This window comes from Paenibacillus sp. NPDC058898, assembly GCF_049316025.1.
In the GTDB taxonomy this organism is placed as follows: domain Bacteria; phylum Bacillota; class Bacilli; order Paenibacillales; family Paenibacillaceae; genus Paenibacillus_AQ.
This window is the reverse complement of sequence record NZ_JBMOSM010000004.1, coordinates 453,039-470,581: the sequence shown is the minus strand read 5'-3', so window position 1 is coordinate 470,581 and position 17,543 is coordinate 453,039. Positions and strand designations below refer to the sequence as shown.

Below are 17,543 nucleotides of genomic sequence, written 5' to 3'. Positions count from 1 at the left end.
TAAGACCTCCCCTTTGATTAGAGACACTATGGTTTTCTTCTCAGCCATTGATATACAAATCCTGCAGCGAACACAACCAGCATCAGGACGTAAGCGATGATGACGATCTCCGTGGAGCTGATGTCTCCAGAATACATCAAATGGACCCAGGTTCCAATGATAATCATGAATAACAAAAGGCCGCTCCCCGATCGTTCAGGAAACAGCCTTTATAGTTATCTCAAAATCATCCATATCACAATAAACGCAATTAACGAAACAAAATAAATGATGAGCAGTTTCGTGAGATTGGTTTTTGTTTTCCGCTCATAGTTCGGGTTTGCCTTCTTATTCTCCTGAGATAATCCGACAAGAAGCGTGGAAACTCCACCAATTAATGCCAGCGCGATGACGATAATATACATAACCAACCACAAACAACCCCATTCGATTATTCATTATATACACTCTATTATAGAACCTGAGGCATCAGGATCAACAGTAATCATCATTCATTTGTCATTTCTGCCTCATTATAATGAACAATCGGCTAATGCACACCATCCAATTGCGCGACAGTTGTAACCATCCAATTGGCTGGTCTGTCACCCTCCATTATGGCTTTCAACCACCGCACGCCACCCATTGATGCAGCCGCTCCAGTGCCTCTACGGCTTCAGGCATCGGAAACAGAGGCCACACATGCATCATGTTCTCGTATTCCCAGTATTCGGAATCAACACCTTCTCGGACCAGTTTATCGCGCAGCAGACGAGCGTCCGGCAGCAGAGAATCATCGGTTCCGACGAGAATGACCGTACGGGAAAGGCTTCCCATCTCGCCAAACAACGGACTGACCGTCGGGTCGTCCATAGGAAGACTTCCTGCATACATCCTTCCAACCTCACCGAGCCCGGCCGGCTGCAGAAAGACGTCACGCTCCGGTATACCGAGTGCAGCAATCTGGGGATTGTCCGTAGCTGCATCCACCCATGGCGAGAGCAGGATTAACCCTTTTGGTGCAAGCGGCGTTTCTTTTACTGATTGGGCCATATCGAGAGCCAGCGCACTACCGGCCGAATCGCCCATTAGAAATACCGCACTCCCCGCCTCGGCGCAGATGTACTTGTAAAATTCGCGCATTAGCCCTGTCAGCTTCTTCGCATCAATAGCCGGGACGGTAGGGTAATTGGGTATAATTACGGTGAATCCGGTTCGCTTCGTCCACTGTTTGGCAAAAGCGAAATGGGGCGGTAGAATCTCTTCGATATAAGCTCCACCGTGTAAATAAACGACCGTCCCCTGTTCCATTGCACCATGCGATATATAATAATTCATACTCAAGCCGGATCCACTTTCAAAACAGCGGGTTTCAAATCCCTCCTGTTCCTCTGGAAGTGCAGGATATGGAGGCAGCGTTTCGATATATTGCCGAATCGTTCCGGCATTTTCCCATTTATGATTGAATCCCTCTGCGGTCAGCAGTTCCTTTATAGCAAAACTTTCTTTGCTCGGCATATGGTTTTATCCCCTTTGCTGGACGTGATCAATATATGGCAGATTAGTGTGTATCCAGCCTCAATATACCACCACAATCCGCATGGCCGCTGTGGCAATTGATACAGAACGGTCTGCATATAAAAAGAGACCTCACCGATCACGAAATGATGGGTGAAGTCTCTTTACCTCTATTAGCTGTTGGTTAATCTCAGGAGTCCTGGCCCTACCTCTACTCTTCCACCTGCGGGTCAACATGAATGTCGCTGTCCGGCAGCGTGCTCACCCAACGCGTGAAGGTCACGATGAGACCGGAGCGGGTAGGCGAACAGACAAAAGGCCCGGCCTGACTTGCTGTTCGGGCGGGGAAGGGCGCCACGCGAACGGTGCGCCAAGGATGCTTCCCGGTTCTCGCCCTAATGATGACCGCATCATTCAGCCTGGAGGCACGGATCGTGACACGCTCGCCAACCCACTCCGGCACGGGTGCCAGTGACCAATCCGAATATTCATGGGTGACCACCGTGGCCAGCTGGGGGATTCCGTCATTGATTTCAATCCCGGCTTTGATCCACTGTCCCGGAGCGTTCATTAGCATAAGCCCGGCCTGATCATATAGCTCCGTAAAGGCATCCAATTCAAAGGTGACCTCTATGGCCGTATCCTTATCCCACGCCGCAAGCAGTGAATGACCGCTGTCACGTTGAAACTCATACAGGGTTTTCTCCCAATAATCACTGCCTTCTCTGGACTCAACCTTCAGATGCAACCCTTCCTCTGCCACCGATACCGGTTCGGTTGTCCATTGACCTGAATTCCAAGCAATTCTCCGTTTCGTCATTCGATCACAACTCCTTATTTCCCCTAATAGGGTTGTTCGAAGCTAAGCTGCTCAAGGGACTCTGAGCCGGCAAAGCAATGTTATTTTATGTAAAAGCCCCATTTTCTACTGGACTAAATCTCTCAGTAACTGATCCGCACTGTGCTGGAGAAGTATACAAAAGGAACGGTTATGTCCGATAAAGAACGATGAAACGTCATAGCGGTGACGGGCAGGCTCATAGGTAATCAGCGCTCGATGCTTCATGTTACCCTTCAAAATGTTAGCGAACTGCTCCGCAGGACCGCTCGAGAAAAAAGTTAGGTAGGCGTACAGGGAATGATCAACGGGTTCATCAAGCGGGCTTACACCCGCGCAGGAAAACTCGGTCTCCAATCCCGCCTGCTGCAGCCGGATCAATATCAGGTATAACTGCTCATCGACATGGGTATTGCCGAATACACGCGTCCGTTTGGGCTGTTTGCGCACCTTAGGTCTGTTGATCCACTCATTTAGCTCCTGCCTTCTTCGTCTCCACTGTTCCGGGGTATGTGTGCTTAGGAGCAGCTCACCGCTGGAATCATGTCGTTCCTGGTTCATCCCATCCATCCCCCTCATTTACATGGCTGCACTTCTGCTACTTTTAGTGTAATCCCATTTCACCTGAAGTCAAATAAGCCGGATGATAGATCCGGCTTACGGTCCGTATTCACTATCGGGTTTCCCGATGAAGTGTTACCCGCTTCAACCGTGGACAATATTTGCGCAATTCCATTCGCTCCGGGTGATTCCTTTTATTTTTAGTCGTTGTATAGTTACGGTCGCCGGTTTCCATGCATGCCAATGTTACCGTCACTCGCATAGTCAGCACCTCCTATTCTTGTGTTTGTTTAATCGTAACAATTACGATTAGTCAAATCATACTTTATTCCTCTTTTTAAATTTTGTCAAGAAACCGAAAGCGCAAGCGAATTACAGCCACATCCCAGTAAGAGGGATTACGTTGACCCATCCAATTTACAATCAGATACACCATCCATGTTCAACGGATTGCAGGATATTTGTCATCGTAATGATGAAATTATGAAAACCCTTCATTTATACATAATGATATGATTAACATTACAGACAGAAACAGCCTGAATATGTTCATGAAAGGATGAGGAAGGTGTGGAAGCCGGATCGCAACAGCACACAACCTCTATATCAGCAAATTGCTGATGATCTGGAGCAAAGAATATCGTATGGAGAATTTCCACCAGGCAGCTTACTCCCCTCCGAGCGAAAACTGGCGGAGCAAATCGGAGTTAATCGAAGCACCGTGGTTCTGGCTTACTCGGAGCTTCGGGCGCTTGGAATCATAGAGAGCCGTTCCGGGAGCGGTACGCGGGTCAGCAGTTCCAAGTGGGGCGCCACGCCAAAACATACGCCGAACTGGCGCCGTTACGCTGAGGGAGGAAATTTCCTGCCTAATCCCCCTTTTCTCCGCCGGATTCGGGAGGCTTTGGCGCATGATCCTTCTTTGATTGATTTTGCCAGCGGGGAGCTCGCCGGGGATTTGGCGCCGATCCAAGAGATGAATACGTTGATGAGTCAGAAACCCAATATGTCCTATTTCGGTTATGACAATCCACAAGGATATGGACCACTTAGACAAGCATTGGTTACGTATCTCAAAAAATATCGCGGGATTCAAACTACCGAATCGTCCATCCTAATCACGTCGGGATCCCAGCAATCGCTGTATCTCATTACACAGTGCTTGCTGTCACCTGGTGACGCGGTTGCCATCGAAGATCCATCCTATTGTTATTCACTGCCGATGTTTCAATCCGCAGGTCTGCGATTGTTCAGGCTCCCGGTCGATGAACGAGGGGTACAACCGGAAGACATCCGCTCCCTGTACAAGAAACACCGGATCAAGATGATTTTCATTAATCCGAATTTTCAGAACCCGACAGGCACCGTTATGGATCATGAGAGAAGGGCCCAACTGCTGGATACGGCAAGTGAGCTCGGGCTTCCGATCGTGGAGGATGACCCCTTCAGTTTAACGGCCTATCAATGTTCTCCACCTGCCCCTTTGAAATCCGTGGATTCTGTCGGGTCGGTGGTGTACATCGGGTCTTTCTCGAAAATAGCCGCATCCGGTCTCCGGGTAGGCTGGATGGTCGCCCCTAATTCGGTGGTGGAGCGGCTTGCGGACGCCAGGCAGCAGATGGATTTCGGATTAAGCGTAGTGCCCCAAAGCTTGGCCGGACAGTTCCTCAATTCTTCCCATTTTGCTCCGCACCTGGACAGGCTGAGAGCAAGCCTGCTATACAAGCGGGATTTACTGATCGAGGCCCTTCAGAAGGAACTGCAAGGCCTGGTGCATTTCCATGTGCCCGAGGGCGGCCTGCATCTCTGGTGCAAAATCGTCCCGGACGTGAATGACAGCAAGCTGCTGGAAAGCTCCATTCAAAAAGGCGTGATTTTTGCACCGGGCAGCGTATACGGTTCAGCTTCAGGTTATGTGAGATTCACTTATGCTCGTGCCAGGGCTGAGGATATCCCATCTGGAATATCCAGGTTCGCTGAAGCTCTGCACACTACGATCCAATAGGGCAGCACCGGGAACGGCGCTACCCTACCTGTAACGAGGAAAAAGGTTAGCTTACCGGAAGCTAACCTTTTTTTCATAACCCGACAAATCCCATCCTATCGAATCCTGTCCATCATTTCTCTGATAAATTCAAGGCTTGGCAGCTCACCAGTTACGCGATCCACGATATTGCCTTGGTCATCGATCAGCACGGTTACCGGCAGGCCGCTTATGCCGTATTTCCCTTTGATTTTATTCTGTTGGTCCAACACGATCGGTATATCCACTTGATGCTTCCGAACGAATGCCTCTGCTTTCTCGCGGCTTTCGCCTATATTAACGGCAATTATCTCAACACCTGGCTCCTGTGTATACGCTTCGTTCAGAATCGGCATTTCGTTCACGCAGGGACCGCACCAGGACGCCCAGAAGTTCAGCAGCACGGCCTGCCCTTTATAATCGGAGAGCCGGACCGGCTCACCCTGAAGATTCACCGCTTCAAAGCCAGGCGCGGCATGCCCAATCTCTGCAATCTGGCCATCCTTCATCATGGATTGAAAGAGTGCATATGCAGCGGCTGCCAGAAGAATTGCCAGAATCAGCCCTCGGACCCATGTTGAACGAGCGATAAGGTTCATCTCACTCCACCTCACGATATTCGCTGCTACTTCAGCAGCGATTTGACGTCCTTCAGGATCTTGTCATATGGAGGATCTGTGTTACCATCATACTTCGCAACGACTGTACCTGATGGATCAACCAAGTAGAAGGACGTCCCATGGATGACCTGATCCGCTGCAGTATCCATGGCGATAGGCGCTTTGAAGGATTGCAGCACAAACGTTTTAATTTCTTCAAACGAATAGCCTGTTAACGCATGCCAGTTCGTGAAATTCGCATCGAATTTACTCAGATAGCTCTTCAGTGCTGCAGGGTCATCCCGCTCGGGATCCACCGAAAAAGATACCAGCGTGGCTTCAAGCCCCGCGTCATCCAGCCGCTGCTGCAGCTCGGCCATATTAGCGGTCATGGTCGGACATACCGTAATGCACCGCGTGAACACAAAGTCTGCGATCCATACCTTGCCTTCCAGATCGGCTAAAGAAATCGGCTCTTCATCCTGGTTGATATATTCAAAAGGCTGGATCGGAATGCTCAGCTGACTTGGTTTAGAGTTGCCGCATGCGGCTGCCACCAACGTGAACACCATGATTACGCCTATAAACACAATCTTTTTCATGTATCTCCCTCCTGTTCCTCCTTCATGTTCGAAAGCCACATCGCAATGGACTTGATCTCGCTCTCCTCCAGAATCTTTTTATATGATGGCATGCCTTGATAACCCTCCATTACGATGTCCGCGATTTGATCCTCAGATAGCCTCGTCCCGACATCCTTCAGACTTGGGCCAACCCTTCCGCTTAAGTCGACGGCATGGCATGACAGGCACTGGCTCTTGTACAGCGCAACCGCCTCTTCATCCTCCGTTGTGGTGATGCTGGTACGAAGCACCGAATCATCCTCGGTCCGTTCGCTGCATGCAGACAACGTCAGCATAGCCAGCATAACAACAATCCATATATATTCTCGGATCAATTCCATCTGCCACCCTTCCTACCGGATCATGGCAACCTTAAGTTCACTTTTTCCCCAGATTTCCTACAACGATCTCTTTCTTCGGCATCACATGCATGCCTCTTGCCGTAACATGCGCAGTCACTTCATAGGTCCCTTCCGCTTCAAATGTCTTATCGATCCGGTAACTGCCGTTTTCAGCATGGTTAGCGTCAATCAAATCATGTTCGTCCTGACCGACCAGCCGGAATTCAAAACTCACCTCTTGCGCATCTGCTACCGGTTCTTCACCTTGCGTCACTCGCGCCTCAAAGGGAACCGATTGCAAGGTCTCCACCGGGCCGGTCGGTAAAATCAGATCAACCTGAATCAATGCTTCAACCTCTGGTTCAGACGCAGGAGCCGGAGAACACGACACTAATAAAAGTACACACGCCAAAAGGACAAATAACCCTAATCTCCTCATAAGCCTCACCTCGTTTTTGCAATGCTTTTCATTAAATCGAAGGCGTGTCCAGAATCATAACAATGAACACAATCATCAAATAATTCACGGAAATCAGAAAATTGGTCCTGGCCCAGCGTTCATCCAGTGAAACGATCATTCCGCGCAGCGTATGCCATAGCCATATAACGCCCCCGATCACAGACACTATCAGGAATACGGGACCGGAAAAACCGGTAACGTACAGTAAAATGACGGTTGGGAGCAGCAGCGTTACATAAGGAATCATCTGCAGCTTGGTGCGCCTGACCCCTTTTCGTACAGGAAGTAAAGGAAAACCAGCCGCTCTGTACTCCTCCACCCGCCGGATGGCCAGCGACCAAAAATGCGCGGGCTGCCACAAAAACAGCAAGCAGAATAACAAAACAGCTCCGATATCTATCGTTCCCGTACTGGCACAGTATCCGATAACCGGCGGAACCGCTCCCGACACGCCGCCGACAGCGGTACTCCAGGTTGACTTCCGTTTAAGCCACATCGTGTATATGACAATATAAAAGAACATCCCCAGCAAACCGAGCCAACCTGCAATCCGGTTCACGTTTAAGAACAGGATCCATTCTCCTAAGATACCAAGGACCAGAGCACACCATAAGGCATGGGTTAACTGAATCCGCCCCGTGGCAAGAGGCCTGCCGTTCGTTCGAACCATTTTGCGGTCCAATTTATGATCCCAAATATTATTGAAGATACAGGAAGATGCCATCGTTAGCGTTGTACCAAGCAGCATCCAGCATAACAAGCCCCAGTCTATGACCCATTTAGAAGCCAGCCAGTAGCCTCCGAATGCTGCAACCAGATTTAGCTGGATAATTCGCGGTTTGACGAGCTGTATCCAATCTCCCAGTACGGTGCGTTTCCTCATACAGCCACCATGTTGTACAGCATGATCCACATGGACCCTGCTACGATGACCAGCAAAATGACCAGGCCCAGAACCAGCGAGATCAGGTTGTACCTCGGCTTATTCTCTTCACGTAAGTGCATGAAGAATAAGAGCTGAACCATGAGCTGCAGCACGGCCGCAATCATCAACACAACGGTGTTCCAGGTTCCTTCCAACCAGTCATTCATGACAATTATGATAGGAATAAGTGTCAGAATGATCGAGCAGATGAATCCGATGGTATACGATTTGAAAGAACCGTGCTCTTCCGGGGCTTGATGCGTATTGGACGGCACCATATTAACTCACCCCCATTAAGTACACGACTGTAAATACAAAGATCCATACCACATCGAGAAAATGCCAGAACAAGCTGATCACATTGACCTTCCGTTTGGTCACGGGGGTAATTCCCCGCTTGGCGATCTGAAGGATCAGGGCGATCATCCAGACCAGTCCGAACAATACGTGCAATCCATGCGTTCCCACCAACGTGAAGAAGGCAGATAAAAATGCGCTGGTTCCTATCGTCGCACCTTCATGTACCAGATGATTGAATTCAGCAATCTCCATCCCGATAAATATGGCACCCAGCCCAGCTGTAATCGCCAGCCAGGATATGAGGCCTTTAACGTTATGCTTGTGCATCGACAGCAGCGCAAGGCCGCAAGTATAACTGCTCGCAAGCAATATGAACGTACTGGTTATAATTCCGCCCATCTGAAACAGGTCTGCAGGTCCCGGACCTCCGTCCGTGTTGCGTTGCAGAACAATGTAGGTGGCAAACAATGTGCCAAATATAATAACGTCGGTCATGAGGTAAATCCAGAAGCCGAACGTTCGTACTTCCTCCATATCCGGATGACCATGATGCGCTTCCTGCAAGTGTGCTTGAGTTATGGGTTCTGATATTTGGGACTCAGCCATTAGATATTCACCTTCCTTATGGCAGCTTCAGTTCGCTCGATTTCGTCAACCGGAATATAATAATCCGTGTCATAATTAAAGGAATGATATAGTAAACAGCCTACCACGCCTGCCAATCCGGTATAGATAAATCCGGTCCAATCGAATATGAAGCCAAACCCTGCTATAAACCAGAAAGCCGACATGACAATCGGAACACCGGAATTTCTAGGCATATGAATCGGTTCCAGGTGCTGCTTCTTGGTCCGATGTGTTCCTGACGCTTGTTTCTGCTCCCACCATTCGTCTTGACGGGAGACGTTCGGCAATACGGCAAAGTTGTAGACCGGTGCCGGCGAAGGAATGGACCACTCGAGCGTACGGCCATTCCACGGATCCCCCGTGACATCCCGGTTCTTTGCCTGGTGCTTAAACCCATCCACGATCTGCCAAACCTGAAACAGAAAGGCAATCGCCATGAGCACAGCACCGATCGTGGACACCAGATTCAGCTCCCACCAGCCTTTGTCCCAGCTATACGAAACGACCCGGCGGGTCATTCCCATCAGACCGAGCACATATTGCGGCATGAAGCAGCAATAGAAACCGATGTTCCAGAACCAGAATGCCCACTTCCCGATGCGTTCGTTCAGCTTGAAGCCAAACATTTTCGGCCACCAATAGTACAGCCCGGCAAAGTAACCGAATACGACGCCCCCTATGATCACCTGATGGAAATGCGCGACCAGGAAGTAACTGTTATGGAACTGAAAATCCGCCGGAGCGACGGATAACAGAACCCCCGTCAACCCCCCTACGATAAAACATGGAATGAATCCAATCGTCCATAACATCGGCGTTTCGAATGTAATTTTTCCACGGAACATGGTGAACAGCCAGTTGAACACTTTCACGCCAGTTGGGATTGCGATCAGCATGGTTGTTAAAGCAAAGAAAGCATTGACGTCCGCCCCCGACCCCATCGTAAAGAAATGGTGGGCCCATACCAGAAAGGACAGGACGCTGATGATCATCATCGCCCACACCATGGACTTGTAGCCGAACAGCTTTTTCTTCGAGAACGTGGAAACGATCTCTGAAAATATGCCGAAGGCCGGCAGGACAATGATATACACCTCAGGATGTCCCCACATCCAGATCAGGTTGATATACATCATCGGGTTCCCCCCGCCGTCAAGCGTAAAGAAATGCGCCCCGGCATAACGATCCAGGAATAGCAGCGCCAGCGTTGCCGTCAAAATCGGAAACGAGAATATAATGGCGATGCAGCTGGATAGCACTGACCAGGAAAACATCGGCATTTTCATAAGTTTCATGCCCGGCGCCCGCATTTTCAGAATCGTCACCAGGAAGTTAACCCCGGTCATCAAGCTGCCGAGCCCCGAGATTTGGATTCCCCATATATAAAAGTCCTGCCCTACACCCGGATTGTACATGGAGCCCGAATAGGGCGGATACGCCAGCCACCCAGCGTCGGGCGAGCCACCAATGACAAACGACAGGTTAAACAGCATCGCCCCTGAGAAGAACAGCCAGAAGCTGAGCGAATTCAGAAACGGATAGGCTACGTCTCGAGCTCCGAGCTGCAGCGGCACCATGATGTTAAACAAACCGAACATGAACGGCATGGCCATGAACAGAATCATAATCACCCCATGCGTGGTGAAGATCTGGTTATAATGATCCGGCGGCAACAAATCAAGCTCCGGCATAGCCAGCTGCGCCCTCATGAGAAGCGCGTCTACTCCGCCCCGAAACAGCATCAGGAACGCGGACAAAATGTACATAATGCCGATTTTTTTATGATCGACGGTGGTCAGCCAATCCCGCCATAACCACTTCCACTTTTTGAAGTACGTCAAGCCGCTTACAATGGCAATCAACGTTAGAACGATGGTGACATCCGCGCCATAAATTAACGGATCGCCCGTCACGAAAAATCCGGAAGCAAATTCTTTTATCTTTTCCCACATTAGAAGCTCTCTCCTTACCTAGTCACCTGGTCCTTGAAATTGAAGTTTTGCGTGTTTTTCCATGACAAACCATGGTTGTGGGAAGCGGCATATTTTGTCACCGTCATCTCGAACAACCCTTCCGGAAAAGCGGAATACGTATGAACCTCGGATGCGGACGGCTCCCTCAGCTGTTTATATCCCTCCAATGTCAGCTTGGGCGACTCTGCCTTCACTTCCTCCACCCATGCGTCAAACTCCTCCTTGGACGTCGCTTCCACGTCAAAATACATTTTTGCAAAATCCGTACCCGTAAAGTTCGCGCCGGACCCCCAATAATCCCCAGCCTCATCGGCTTGCAAATACAGTGTCATCGCCATCCCCGACATAGCGTACATCTGGCCGCCAAGCTGCGGAATCCAGAACGAGTTCATTGGCGAATCGGCCGTAATTTCGAAGCGGACAGGCACATCCTCCGGAATCTTCAATTCATTGACCGAGGCTATGCCCTGTTCGGGATACTGAAACAGCCACTTCCAGTTCAAGGAGGTTACCTGTACGGTCAGCGCTTTCTCACTGGAGGCAATGGGCTTCGACGGTTCCAGTGCATACGTTGCTTTGACCGTGATAATTGCCAGCGTCAATATGATCAAGATGGGAATTCCCCACCAAATCAGTTCCAGCTTCGTGCTATGCTCCCACTCCGGGGTATACGCTGCTTTTCTTCCTTTTTTGTCCCGATACCGCCACACGATGATAGCCGTCAGTATCAACACCGGAACGATGACAATGCTGCACAGCAAGGTCGAGATGATCATTAAATCACGCTGCTGCTCGGCAATGGGTCCTTTCGGATTCAAAATAATGATGTTCTCGCTGCATCCGGTCATGGCCAGCAGCATGATGGTCAGCAGAACCGCTAACCCCATGATTCGAAGTGTTTTGGGTCGTTTCATTACATTCAGCTCCAATCTGCTCACTTGTCCTGACTTACTTTAGTTGACAAGGCAGTTGGTGTCACCAGCCGTTCGTTCACTAAATATGCAGGCCAAGTTCAAGATTCTGTAACAAATTTCACATACAAATTCAGAATTTTCGTCTTTACGTCTCATCTTCTCTTCCATGTACGAATCCCAAAAACCGCGAGCATGCTAAAGAGCAAGGTCGCTAACACATTGTGAACAAGACTTGCAAAAATAAAAATATGATAATTGTTCATGGCAAGCGTCAGCCACGCCCCGCTTAAAATTTGTGCTAGCACTACGAGATTAAGACCGATTACCAGCGTTGTCAGACCTGTTGAACGCACCCTTGTCTCATAATTTTTTACAGCTAAGAGCAGAAGAATCAGCAATATGAGTAAAACCGCAGCGGCGACCCGATGAAGAAAGACAATGCCAGAAGCCCCGCCCAGATACGGTATGACCTGGCCATTGCATAGCGGCCAGCCCATACAGCCAGCCTCCGACTCCGTATGCCGGATATAGGCGCCAAGGTATACCACTCCGCAGCTATACAGCCAGATTCCCCAGCCCAAGAAGCGGATAGATCGCGGAACCGTAACGTTAGTACGATAATCCTGTGCTTCATGGAGTCCACGCATCCATACCACGAGCAGCATACTGCTGGCCACCGCAAACAAGGAGATCCCAAAATGAAGCGCCATGACCGCCGGCTGCTGCGGCCACATGACAGCCGCGGCCCCCATTAGAGCTTGAATCACGGTGAACAATAAGGTACCGCCAGCATAATAACTCGCCTCCCTATGGCCCCGGTAATGTTTCCGGATCACGATATAAGTGGCAAGCACCAGAATTCCGACCACGCCGGTTATCATCCGGTGCGAATATTCAATCATGGATTCCAGTGTATAAGCCGGGATGAATTTCCCGTTGCAAAGCGGCCAATCATCGCCGCACCCAAGGCCGGAACCGGTCTTAGTTACAAGCGCCCCAGCCAGCAATACTAAGAACATACCGATAAATGAGGACCATACCAGCAAACGGTGCTTTAAGGATACTACGAACAATATCATCCACCTCTTGTGTCTGAATTTAATGTTGGAACAGGTTCAAGGTTCAAGACCTATCCCATTGCACAGGTTAAAGAATTACACATGATCCGTGACCCTCCATTAGAGCTCAGTTTCCGACCATCCGCTTCACGTTGTTGACAAAAAAAGAACGCCCCGGTTAAGGGCGTTCTTGGTATATTGGGATGCAGGTTTTCATTGAATTCGGATAAAAAACGCAGCACAACTTCTCGGATAACAGTCCCTTAACCTCTTCATCGTTAAGCTCATAATAGTTCCATTTTCCGATGCGTTCCATCAATATAATATTTGCATCCAGCAACATTTTTAGATGGTAAGACAGTTTCGATTGAGGAAGATCCAGCAAGGCGGTGAGGTCACATACACACACTTTCCCTCGCTGGTTCAATTCATAGATGATTCTTAAGCGATTCTTATCGGATAACGCTTTAAATTTCTGTTCATACAGGCTTAATACGTCATCTTGTATAATAGAGACCCTCATGTTGTCACCACAACTTTCCATCAAATTATTTTGATCTGTTGATTGTAGCAAGCCATCATTGACACGTCAAGCATCAATGATGCGGCCCATTGGTCGGCTGGGCTTCCTTCAACCCTTATTCACATGATGACCCCTGGATGAATTCAGGAGTCATCTCATCGGCAGCTTCATCCAACAGGGAACTTTGCCATACCAATGCCTTATACTATTACGCCGATATCTCTGCCGCAATCGTCCGGTTACGGCCTTCGGCCTTCGCCTGGTATAACGCCATATCCGCTGCCAGGAATACACCTTCGCGGCTTTTGCCATGTTCAGGATATAAGGATACGCCGATCGATACGGTAAGTGTTAGGGAGTACGGGGTTTTGGACATCAGAATCGCGTTGCGTATCCGCTCAGCCGTTTGGTAGGCTTCATCCATACGATGCTTGCGAAGAAGAATGACAAACTCCTCCCCGCCAAAACGGGAGCAGACTGCACCCTCAGGAACACAATCGCTCATGACCACTGCTACCAGTTTCAGGACTTGGTCGCCGGTTTGGTGGCCATATGTATCGTTAACGTTCTTAAAATGGTCGATGTCCAGCATTAAAACAGCATACGGATCCCCAAGCATATCCCACGAGTCAAGGCAGCGTTCCAGTTCTCTGCGATTGGTTAGCCCTGTCAATGGATCCGTGCTGGCTTCCTGCTGTAACGAATAGGCCTGTTTGGCAAGCGTTTCGGCAGCCACCCCCATAATCTGGTTCAATTGATCAGCTTCCCGATTCCAATGCGGCTGGAATTCCTCGGGAGACACCGTTTGGCCAGCTGCTACCGCTTTTGTTAATTTATACAGCTGGGTAAATGGAGCGGCAATTCTTGCAGCCATGTATGCGGCAATGACGAGCATGATCACGATCGGAAAAAGCATACTTCTCAGCTGGTCCTGCAAGTTGCGATTGACATCGGCCAGAATGGAACTAACCGATGTCTGCATGACAATCCCCCAGCCATTCATCGAAACACTGGCGTACCCTGTTAAGTAATCTTCACCTTGCGTATTCATGACACGTTTCATACCGCTCTCGCCGCTCATGAGCCGCTGCACCACGATATTAGAGCTTACGTCCTCCCCTACCCGGCTTTTATCCAGATGATAGAGCAGCTTCCCGCCGGAATCAACGATATACGAGTATGAGTCTTCGATATTCCCCGCGCCGCTTCCGAAAATCCGATGCAATATATTGTTTTCTTCCAGGTAGATCGTGCCGGCAATCATCCCGTGATACTTGCCGGAGCTGTCAAAAATCGGCTCACTCGCAAGAACAATCCAGCGGCCGGTAGGGCTTCTATACGGTGCCGATATGTAGGACTTTCTCTCCTTTAGCGCCTCCGTGGTCCCCACTGTTTTTAATCGGGCCTGATTCAAATTGTTTCCCACAGGAGAAACCACGCGAATGGTACCCGTTTGATCGGCCCAAAATACGGAGTTGAAGTAAGGGCTGCTCTGAAGCATAAGATCAAAAATGAGCTGCAACTCCCTCTCATCGGATGTCGCACTAGCCTCAATTGCCGGGTTGTTGGCAGAGGCGCGAAGACTTTGGCGCATCCCTGAGAAAAGCGCTTCAATGGTAACCGCCATTTTTTGTGCGGAGGATAAATTAAGCGACATGGTATTGTTGTATAGGGATCGTTTCTCATTTTTATACTGAATGTAGATCATAATGGACATCGTCATGAGAATGGATAAGGAAACCAGCGCAGGCATGAGCATGGCTAGACTTATTTTGATGCGTTGTTTAGGTATGTTTATGACCGCTGCACCCCTACTCTTGATGAAAAATACTGCCGGATTAGTATATGATCTTTACATATTACTTCACAAACGATTTTGCGTCCATATATGGAATAAGCATCTTGTGTGGAAGTCCCCGATTTATCTTCGGTTATCACACACGGTATTTATCGCTTTATAACAAACATATGTTCGTTATATAATATAGAGGTGTAGCATCTATTCATACTCTTGTTTGACAAAGGACGTGATCTCACTTTGAACGACCATATCCATGCTGAAGCAGACATGCAGCCCCTGGGACAAAAGACCACAAGCCCTGGTCAGCTTCTGCAATCGCTGCTATGGAACAGGCACGATCTTCCTTCCCTGGAGCATGGACGGCTCTATCAGCATCATGAAGGATTTACGCTCACCGGAACGGTCGTAGCCAGCCTGGAAGGCCGGCAGCTCCACTGCTCCTATGAGGTTGAAACAACCAGCAGCTGGCAGACCCGGAGGGTAAAGATTAAGCTCACAAGCGGCACGGAGGAACGGTCCCTTCACCTGGAGCGGGATGACGACGGCTGCTGGTGGAGCGGCGATACCGAGCTCACGGCATTTGCCGGAATGAACGACATTGATCTCGGGATTACCCCATCCACCAACACGCTGCCGATCCGGCGCTTGAAGCTGGAGCCTGGGGAGAGTGCGTCCATGACGGCAGTCTGGATTCAGTTCCCGAGTCTAACCATCGCCCCGCTTCCCCAACAATACACGCGTACGGGCGAGTACACCTACCGTTATGAGAGTAACCATGGGGCCTATCAAGCGGATCTGGAGGTTGACGAGCACGGCCTCGTCACGAGGTACGCGGACGTATGGAGCCGAACTCGCTAAGCTCTGTGCATCTGCACGGCCATAAGAAGGCATGGCCCTTTAACCGGACGAGAATTAACAACCATGAGCCGTTGCAGCATTTTCTCGATCCGTCACAAACAATGTTCAAGCTCATACGAGGGTTTATCGGCATGAAAAATCCCCTGCCGGGTCTGCTTAGACCTTGCAGGGGATTGTCATGCTTCTAATGCTCCTGAATCAATGCGGGACAAAGACAAGCTGCAGTACGAACAGCACAGCAAAAATATACATCAGCGGGTGAACCGCCTTCCACTTGCCCTTCACGATTTTCATCAGCGGATATGAGATAAAACCGAGCGCGATCCCAGTCGCGATGCTGGACGTAAGCGGCATGGTCAAGATCACGAGAAACGCGGGGAACGCTTCATCAAAATCATTCCACCGGATGTGCTGAACGTTGCTTAGCATCAGGCAACCCACTACGATGAGCGAAGGTGCGGTGATGGCGGATAATCCGGAAACCGCGCCGATCAGCGGGCTGAAGAAGGCAGCAACCACAAACAATGCAGCAACGACGACCGCCGTTAATCCTGTCCGACCGCCTGCGCCAACACCGGCTGCAGATTCAACATAAGCGGTGGTCGGGCTTGTACCGACCATAGATCCGGCCACAGTTGCCACCGAATCGGAGAACATGGCACGATCCGCACGAGGCAGCTTGTTATCCTTCATAAGCCCTGCCTGTTCTGCCACACCAACTACCGTACCTGTGGTATCAAACAGTGTCACCAGGAGGAACGAAAACACAACGGCATAGAGTCCATGACTGATCACATCCGAGGCAGCGGTAATCGGGTTCCATACCAGAATGCCTTCCGGCAGCGTGGGAAGCGACATAATCCCGTTCGTAAAAGACAGCATATCGGCAAAATAAGCGATAATTCCGGTAATAATCATTCCGATAAACAAGGCACCCTTCACATCGCGCGACAGCAGCACAAGCGTAACCGCAAGTCCTACCAAGGCGAGCACAACCGATGGCTGGTGCAGATCACCGAGCGCTACCAGATTGTCCGGATGCGCTGTAATGATGCCGCTCATCCGCAATCCGATAAAAGCAATAAACAAGCCGATTCCGACCGTGATCGCATGTTTCAAATTGGCCGGGATCATCTCAATCAGCCTGCGCCGCAGGGAAGTCATCGATAATACCAGAAACAGAATACCGGCTATAAAAACGGCTGAGAAAGCTTCAATATACCCAAGTCCGGCATGTCCCTGAACGACGGAATAGGTGAAGTAGGCATTCAAGCCCATCCCCGGTGCTACAGCGATCGGATAACGGGCTACGAGCCCCATCAGCAGTGTACCAATCACAGCGGCAATAATAGTAGCCGTGAAGCTCTGCTCAAAAGGCACACCCGCTTGCGATAGAATCAGCGGATTCACAACAGTCACATACGCCATCGTGAAAAACGTCGTGGCCCCGGCAACAACTTCTGTCTTAACCGAGGTACCGTTAGCTTTTAAATCAAACACAAAAAATCCTCCATTCATGATGCTTGGCCTGCTATGCGCTAAGCCCTTTTGGTTAGTTACGTTATATTTGATATACTCAAACACAAAGTACTAGCAATTTATTTCTGAACTCGATAAAAGTC

Annotated in this window: 21 protein-coding genes; 2 read left to right on the top strand and 19 right to left on the bottom strand. The window is 49.7% G+C overall.

Annotated elements, in window-relative coordinates; translation table 11 throughout:
- Positions 1-26 precede the first annotated feature (26 nt).
- The 6 genes from ACOZB4_RS14140 to rpmG all read right to left on the bottom strand — a co-directional run bounded on the left by ACOZB4_RS14140 (position 27) and on the right by rpmG (position 3,158).
- A complete protein-coding gene (locus tag ACOZB4_RS14140) occupies positions 27-176 on the bottom strand; it encodes a hypothetical protein (protein WP_422759555.1) in 150 nt (49 codons plus the stop codon).
- A 39-nt stretch (positions 177-215) separates the two neighbouring features.
- Positions 216-404: a hypothetical protein gene (locus tag ACOZB4_RS14135; RefSeq protein WP_076321309.1), complete on the bottom strand. Its 189-nt coding sequence runs from the start codon at positions 402-404 to the stop codon at positions 216-218.
- A 199-nt stretch (positions 405-603) separates the two neighbouring features.
- Positions 604-1,497, bottom strand: coding sequence for an alpha/beta hydrolase fold domain-containing protein (locus ACOZB4_RS14130; RefSeq protein WP_379406457.1), 894 nt, complete (start codon positions 1,495-1,497; stop codon positions 604-606).
- Between the two features lie 211 nt (positions 1,498-1,708).
- The gene (locus tag ACOZB4_RS14125) at positions 1,709-2,317 is read right to left on the bottom strand and encodes a DUF1349 domain-containing protein (protein WP_339272027.1); all 609 of its coding nucleotides are present in this window, start codon (positions 2,315-2,317) and stop codon (positions 1,709-1,711) included.
- A gap of 105 nt (positions 2,318-2,422) precedes the next feature.
- Positions 2,423-2,896 (bottom strand): hypothetical protein, encoded by a 474-nt coding sequence (locus ACOZB4_RS14120; RefSeq protein WP_379406458.1) that lies wholly within the window; start codon positions 2,894-2,896, stop codon positions 2,423-2,425.
- A 112-nt stretch (positions 2,897-3,008) separates the two neighbouring features.
- Positions 3,009-3,158: a 50S ribosomal protein L33 gene (gene rpmG / locus ACOZB4_RS14115; protein ID WP_076320761.1), complete on the bottom strand. Its 150-nt coding sequence runs from the start codon at positions 3,156-3,158 to the stop codon at positions 3,009-3,011.
- Between the two features lie 306 nt (positions 3,159-3,464).
- Here rpmG and ACOZB4_RS14110 point away from each other — a divergent pair, with 306 nt between their 5' ends.
- On the top strand, positions 3,465-4,901 hold the full coding sequence (locus ACOZB4_RS14110; RefSeq protein ID WP_379406459.1) for a PLP-dependent aminotransferase family protein: 1,437 nt from the start codon (positions 3,465-3,467) through the stop codon (positions 4,899-4,901).
- A gap of 95 nt (positions 4,902-4,996) precedes the next feature.
- Here the strand turns inward: ACOZB4_RS14110 and ACOZB4_RS14105 are convergent, their stop codons facing one another.
- From ACOZB4_RS14105 to ACOZB4_RS14050, 12 genes are all read right to left on the bottom strand, one after another.
- Positions 4,997-5,518 carry a TlpA family protein disulfide reductase gene (locus ACOZB4_RS14105; RefSeq protein ID WP_379406460.1) on the bottom strand — a complete coding sequence of 174 codons (522 nt, stop codon included), beginning with the start codon at positions 5,516-5,518 and terminating at the stop codon, positions 4,997-4,999.
- A gap of 26 nt (positions 5,519-5,544) precedes the next feature.
- Complete coding sequence (locus tag ACOZB4_RS14100; RefSeq protein ID WP_379406461.1) at positions 5,545-6,120, bottom strand: SCO family protein; 576 nt, start codon at positions 6,118-6,120, stop codon at positions 5,545-5,547.
- Complete coding sequence (locus ACOZB4_RS14095; protein WP_379406462.1) at positions 6,117-6,482, bottom strand: c-type cytochrome; 366 nt, start codon at positions 6,480-6,482, stop codon at positions 6,117-6,119. Before ACOZB4_RS14095 ends, ACOZB4_RS14100 begins: the two co-directional genes overlap by 4 nt.
- A 37-nt stretch (positions 6,483-6,519) precedes the next feature.
- Positions 6,520-6,828: a FixH family protein gene (locus tag ACOZB4_RS14090; protein ID WP_379406463.1), complete on the bottom strand. Its 309-nt coding sequence runs from the start codon at positions 6,826-6,828 to the stop codon at positions 6,520-6,522.
- 124 nt (positions 6,829-6,952) lie between these two features.
- Positions 6,953-7,825, bottom strand: coding sequence for a heme o synthase (gene cyoE / locus ACOZB4_RS14085; RefSeq protein WP_379406464.1), 873 nt, complete (start codon positions 7,823-7,825; stop codon positions 6,953-6,955).
- Complete coding sequence (cyoD, locus tag ACOZB4_RS14080; protein ID WP_379406465.1) at positions 7,822-8,145, bottom strand: cytochrome o ubiquinol oxidase subunit IV; 324 nt, start codon at positions 8,143-8,145, stop codon at positions 7,822-7,824. Before cyoD ends, cyoE begins: the two co-directional genes overlap by 4 nt.
- 1 nt (position 8,146) lies before the next feature.
- The gene (cyoC, locus tag ACOZB4_RS14075) at positions 8,147-8,773 is read right to left on the bottom strand and encodes a cytochrome o ubiquinol oxidase subunit III (RefSeq protein WP_379406466.1); all 627 of its coding nucleotides are present in this window, start codon (positions 8,771-8,773) and stop codon (positions 8,147-8,149) included.
- Positions 8,773-10,746, bottom strand: a complete 1,974-nt coding sequence (locus ACOZB4_RS14070) for a cbb3-type cytochrome c oxidase subunit I (protein ID WP_379406467.1) — start codon at positions 10,744-10,746, stop codon at positions 8,773-8,775. The genes cyoC and ACOZB4_RS14070 overlap by 1 nt, the downstream gene beginning before the upstream one ends.
- 14 nt (positions 10,747-10,760) lie before the next feature.
- Complete coding sequence (cyoA, locus tag ACOZB4_RS14065; RefSeq protein ID WP_339272021.1) at positions 10,761-11,681, bottom strand: ubiquinol oxidase subunit II; 921 nt, start codon at positions 11,679-11,681, stop codon at positions 10,761-10,763.
- Positions 11,682-11,833: 152 nt separating this feature from the next.
- Complete coding sequence (locus tag ACOZB4_RS14060; protein ID WP_379406468.1) at positions 11,834-12,760, bottom strand: COX15/CtaA family protein; 927 nt, start codon at positions 12,758-12,760, stop codon at positions 11,834-11,836.
- 157 nt (positions 12,761-12,917) lie between these two features.
- Positions 12,918-13,262 (bottom strand): ArsR/SmtB family transcription factor, encoded by a 345-nt coding sequence (locus ACOZB4_RS14055; RefSeq protein WP_379406583.1) that lies wholly within the window; start codon positions 13,260-13,262, stop codon positions 12,918-12,920.
- 208 nt (positions 13,263-13,470) lie between these two features.
- Positions 13,471-15,015 carry a sensor domain-containing diguanylate cyclase gene (locus tag ACOZB4_RS14050; RefSeq protein ID WP_379406469.1) on the bottom strand — a complete coding sequence of 515 codons (1,545 nt, stop codon included), beginning with the start codon at positions 15,013-15,015 and terminating at the stop codon, positions 13,471-13,473.
- Between the two features lie 258 nt (positions 15,016-15,273).
- On the opposite strand from ACOZB4_RS14050, the gene ACOZB4_RS14045 reads away from it, so the two are divergent.
- Positions 15,274-15,921 carry a putative glycolipid-binding domain-containing protein gene (locus ACOZB4_RS14045; RefSeq protein WP_422759554.1) on the top strand — a complete coding sequence of 216 codons (648 nt, stop codon included), beginning with the start codon at positions 15,274-15,276 and terminating at the stop codon, positions 15,919-15,921.
- A 198-nt stretch (positions 15,922-16,119) separates the two neighbouring features.
- On the opposite strand, the gene ACOZB4_RS14040 is transcribed toward ACOZB4_RS14045, so the two are convergent.
- Entirely contained in the window at positions 16,120-17,421 is a 1,302-nt protein-coding gene (locus ACOZB4_RS14040; RefSeq protein ID WP_076320743.1) for an NCS2 family permease, read from the bottom strand.
- Positions 17,422-17,543: the final 122 nt, after the last annotated feature.

What these genes read in the sequence shown, in the direction of transcription:
- ACOZB4_RS14050 (WP_379406469.1), bottom strand. Translation starts at nt 15,015, where the DNA reads ATGCCTGCGCTGGTTTCCTTATCCATTCTCATGACGATGTCCATTATG.
- ACOZB4_RS14100 (WP_379406461.1), bottom strand. Translation starts at nt 6,120, where the DNA reads ATGAAAAAGATTGTGTTTATAGGCGTAATCATGGTGTTCACGTTGGTG.
- cyoE (WP_379406464.1), bottom strand. Translation starts at nt 7,825, where the DNA reads ATGAGGAAACGCACCGTACTGGGAGATTGGATACAGCTCGTCAAACCG.
- ACOZB4_RS14130 (WP_379406457.1), bottom strand. Translation starts at nt 1,497, where the DNA reads ATGCCGAGCAAAGAAAGTTTTGCTATAAAGGAACTGCTGACCGCAGAG.
- ACOZB4_RS14055 (WP_379406583.1), bottom strand. Translation starts at nt 13,262, where the DNA reads ATGAGGGTCTCTATTATACAAGATGACGTATTAAGCCTGTATGAACAG.
- ACOZB4_RS14105 (WP_379406460.1), bottom strand. Translation starts at nt 5,518, where the DNA reads ATGAACCTTATCGCTCGTTCAACATGGGTCCGAGGGCTGATTCTGGCA.
- cyoD (WP_379406465.1), bottom strand. Translation starts at nt 8,145, where the DNA reads ATGGTGCCGTCCAATACGCATCAAGCCCCGGAAGAGCACGGTTCTTTC.
- cyoC (WP_379406466.1), bottom strand. Translation starts at nt 8,773, where the DNA reads ATGGCTGAGTCCCAAATATCAGAACCCATAACTCAAGCACACTTGCAG.
- ACOZB4_RS14125 (WP_339272027.1), bottom strand. Translation starts at nt 2,317, where the DNA reads ATGACGAAACGGAGAATTGCTTGGAATTCAGGTCAATGGACAACCGAA.
- ACOZB4_RS14070 (WP_379406467.1), bottom strand. Translation starts at nt 10,746, where the DNA reads ATGTGGGAAAAGATAAAAGAATTTGCTTCCGGATTTTTCGTGACGGGC.
- ACOZB4_RS14095 (WP_379406462.1), bottom strand. Translation starts at nt 6,482, where the DNA reads ATGGAATTGATCCGAGAATATATATGGATTGTTGTTATGCTGGCTATG.
- rpmG (WP_076320761.1), bottom strand. Translation starts at nt 3,158, where the DNA reads ATGCGAGTGACGGTAACATTGGCATGCATGGAAACCGGCGACCGTAAC.
- cyoA (WP_339272021.1), bottom strand. Translation starts at nt 11,681, where the DNA reads ATGAAACGACCCAAAACACTTCGAATCATGGGGTTAGCGGTTCTGCTG.
- ACOZB4_RS14135 (WP_076321309.1), bottom strand. Translation starts at nt 404, where the DNA reads ATGTATATTATCGTCATCGCGCTGGCATTAATTGGTGGAGTTTCCACG.
- ACOZB4_RS14120 (WP_379406458.1), bottom strand. Translation starts at nt 2,896, where the DNA reads ATGAACCAGGAACGACATGATTCCAGCGGTGAGCTGCTCCTAAGCACA.
- ACOZB4_RS14060 (WP_379406468.1), bottom strand. Translation starts at nt 12,760, where the DNA reads ATGATATTGTTCGTAGTATCCTTAAAGCACCGTTTGCTGGTATGGTCC.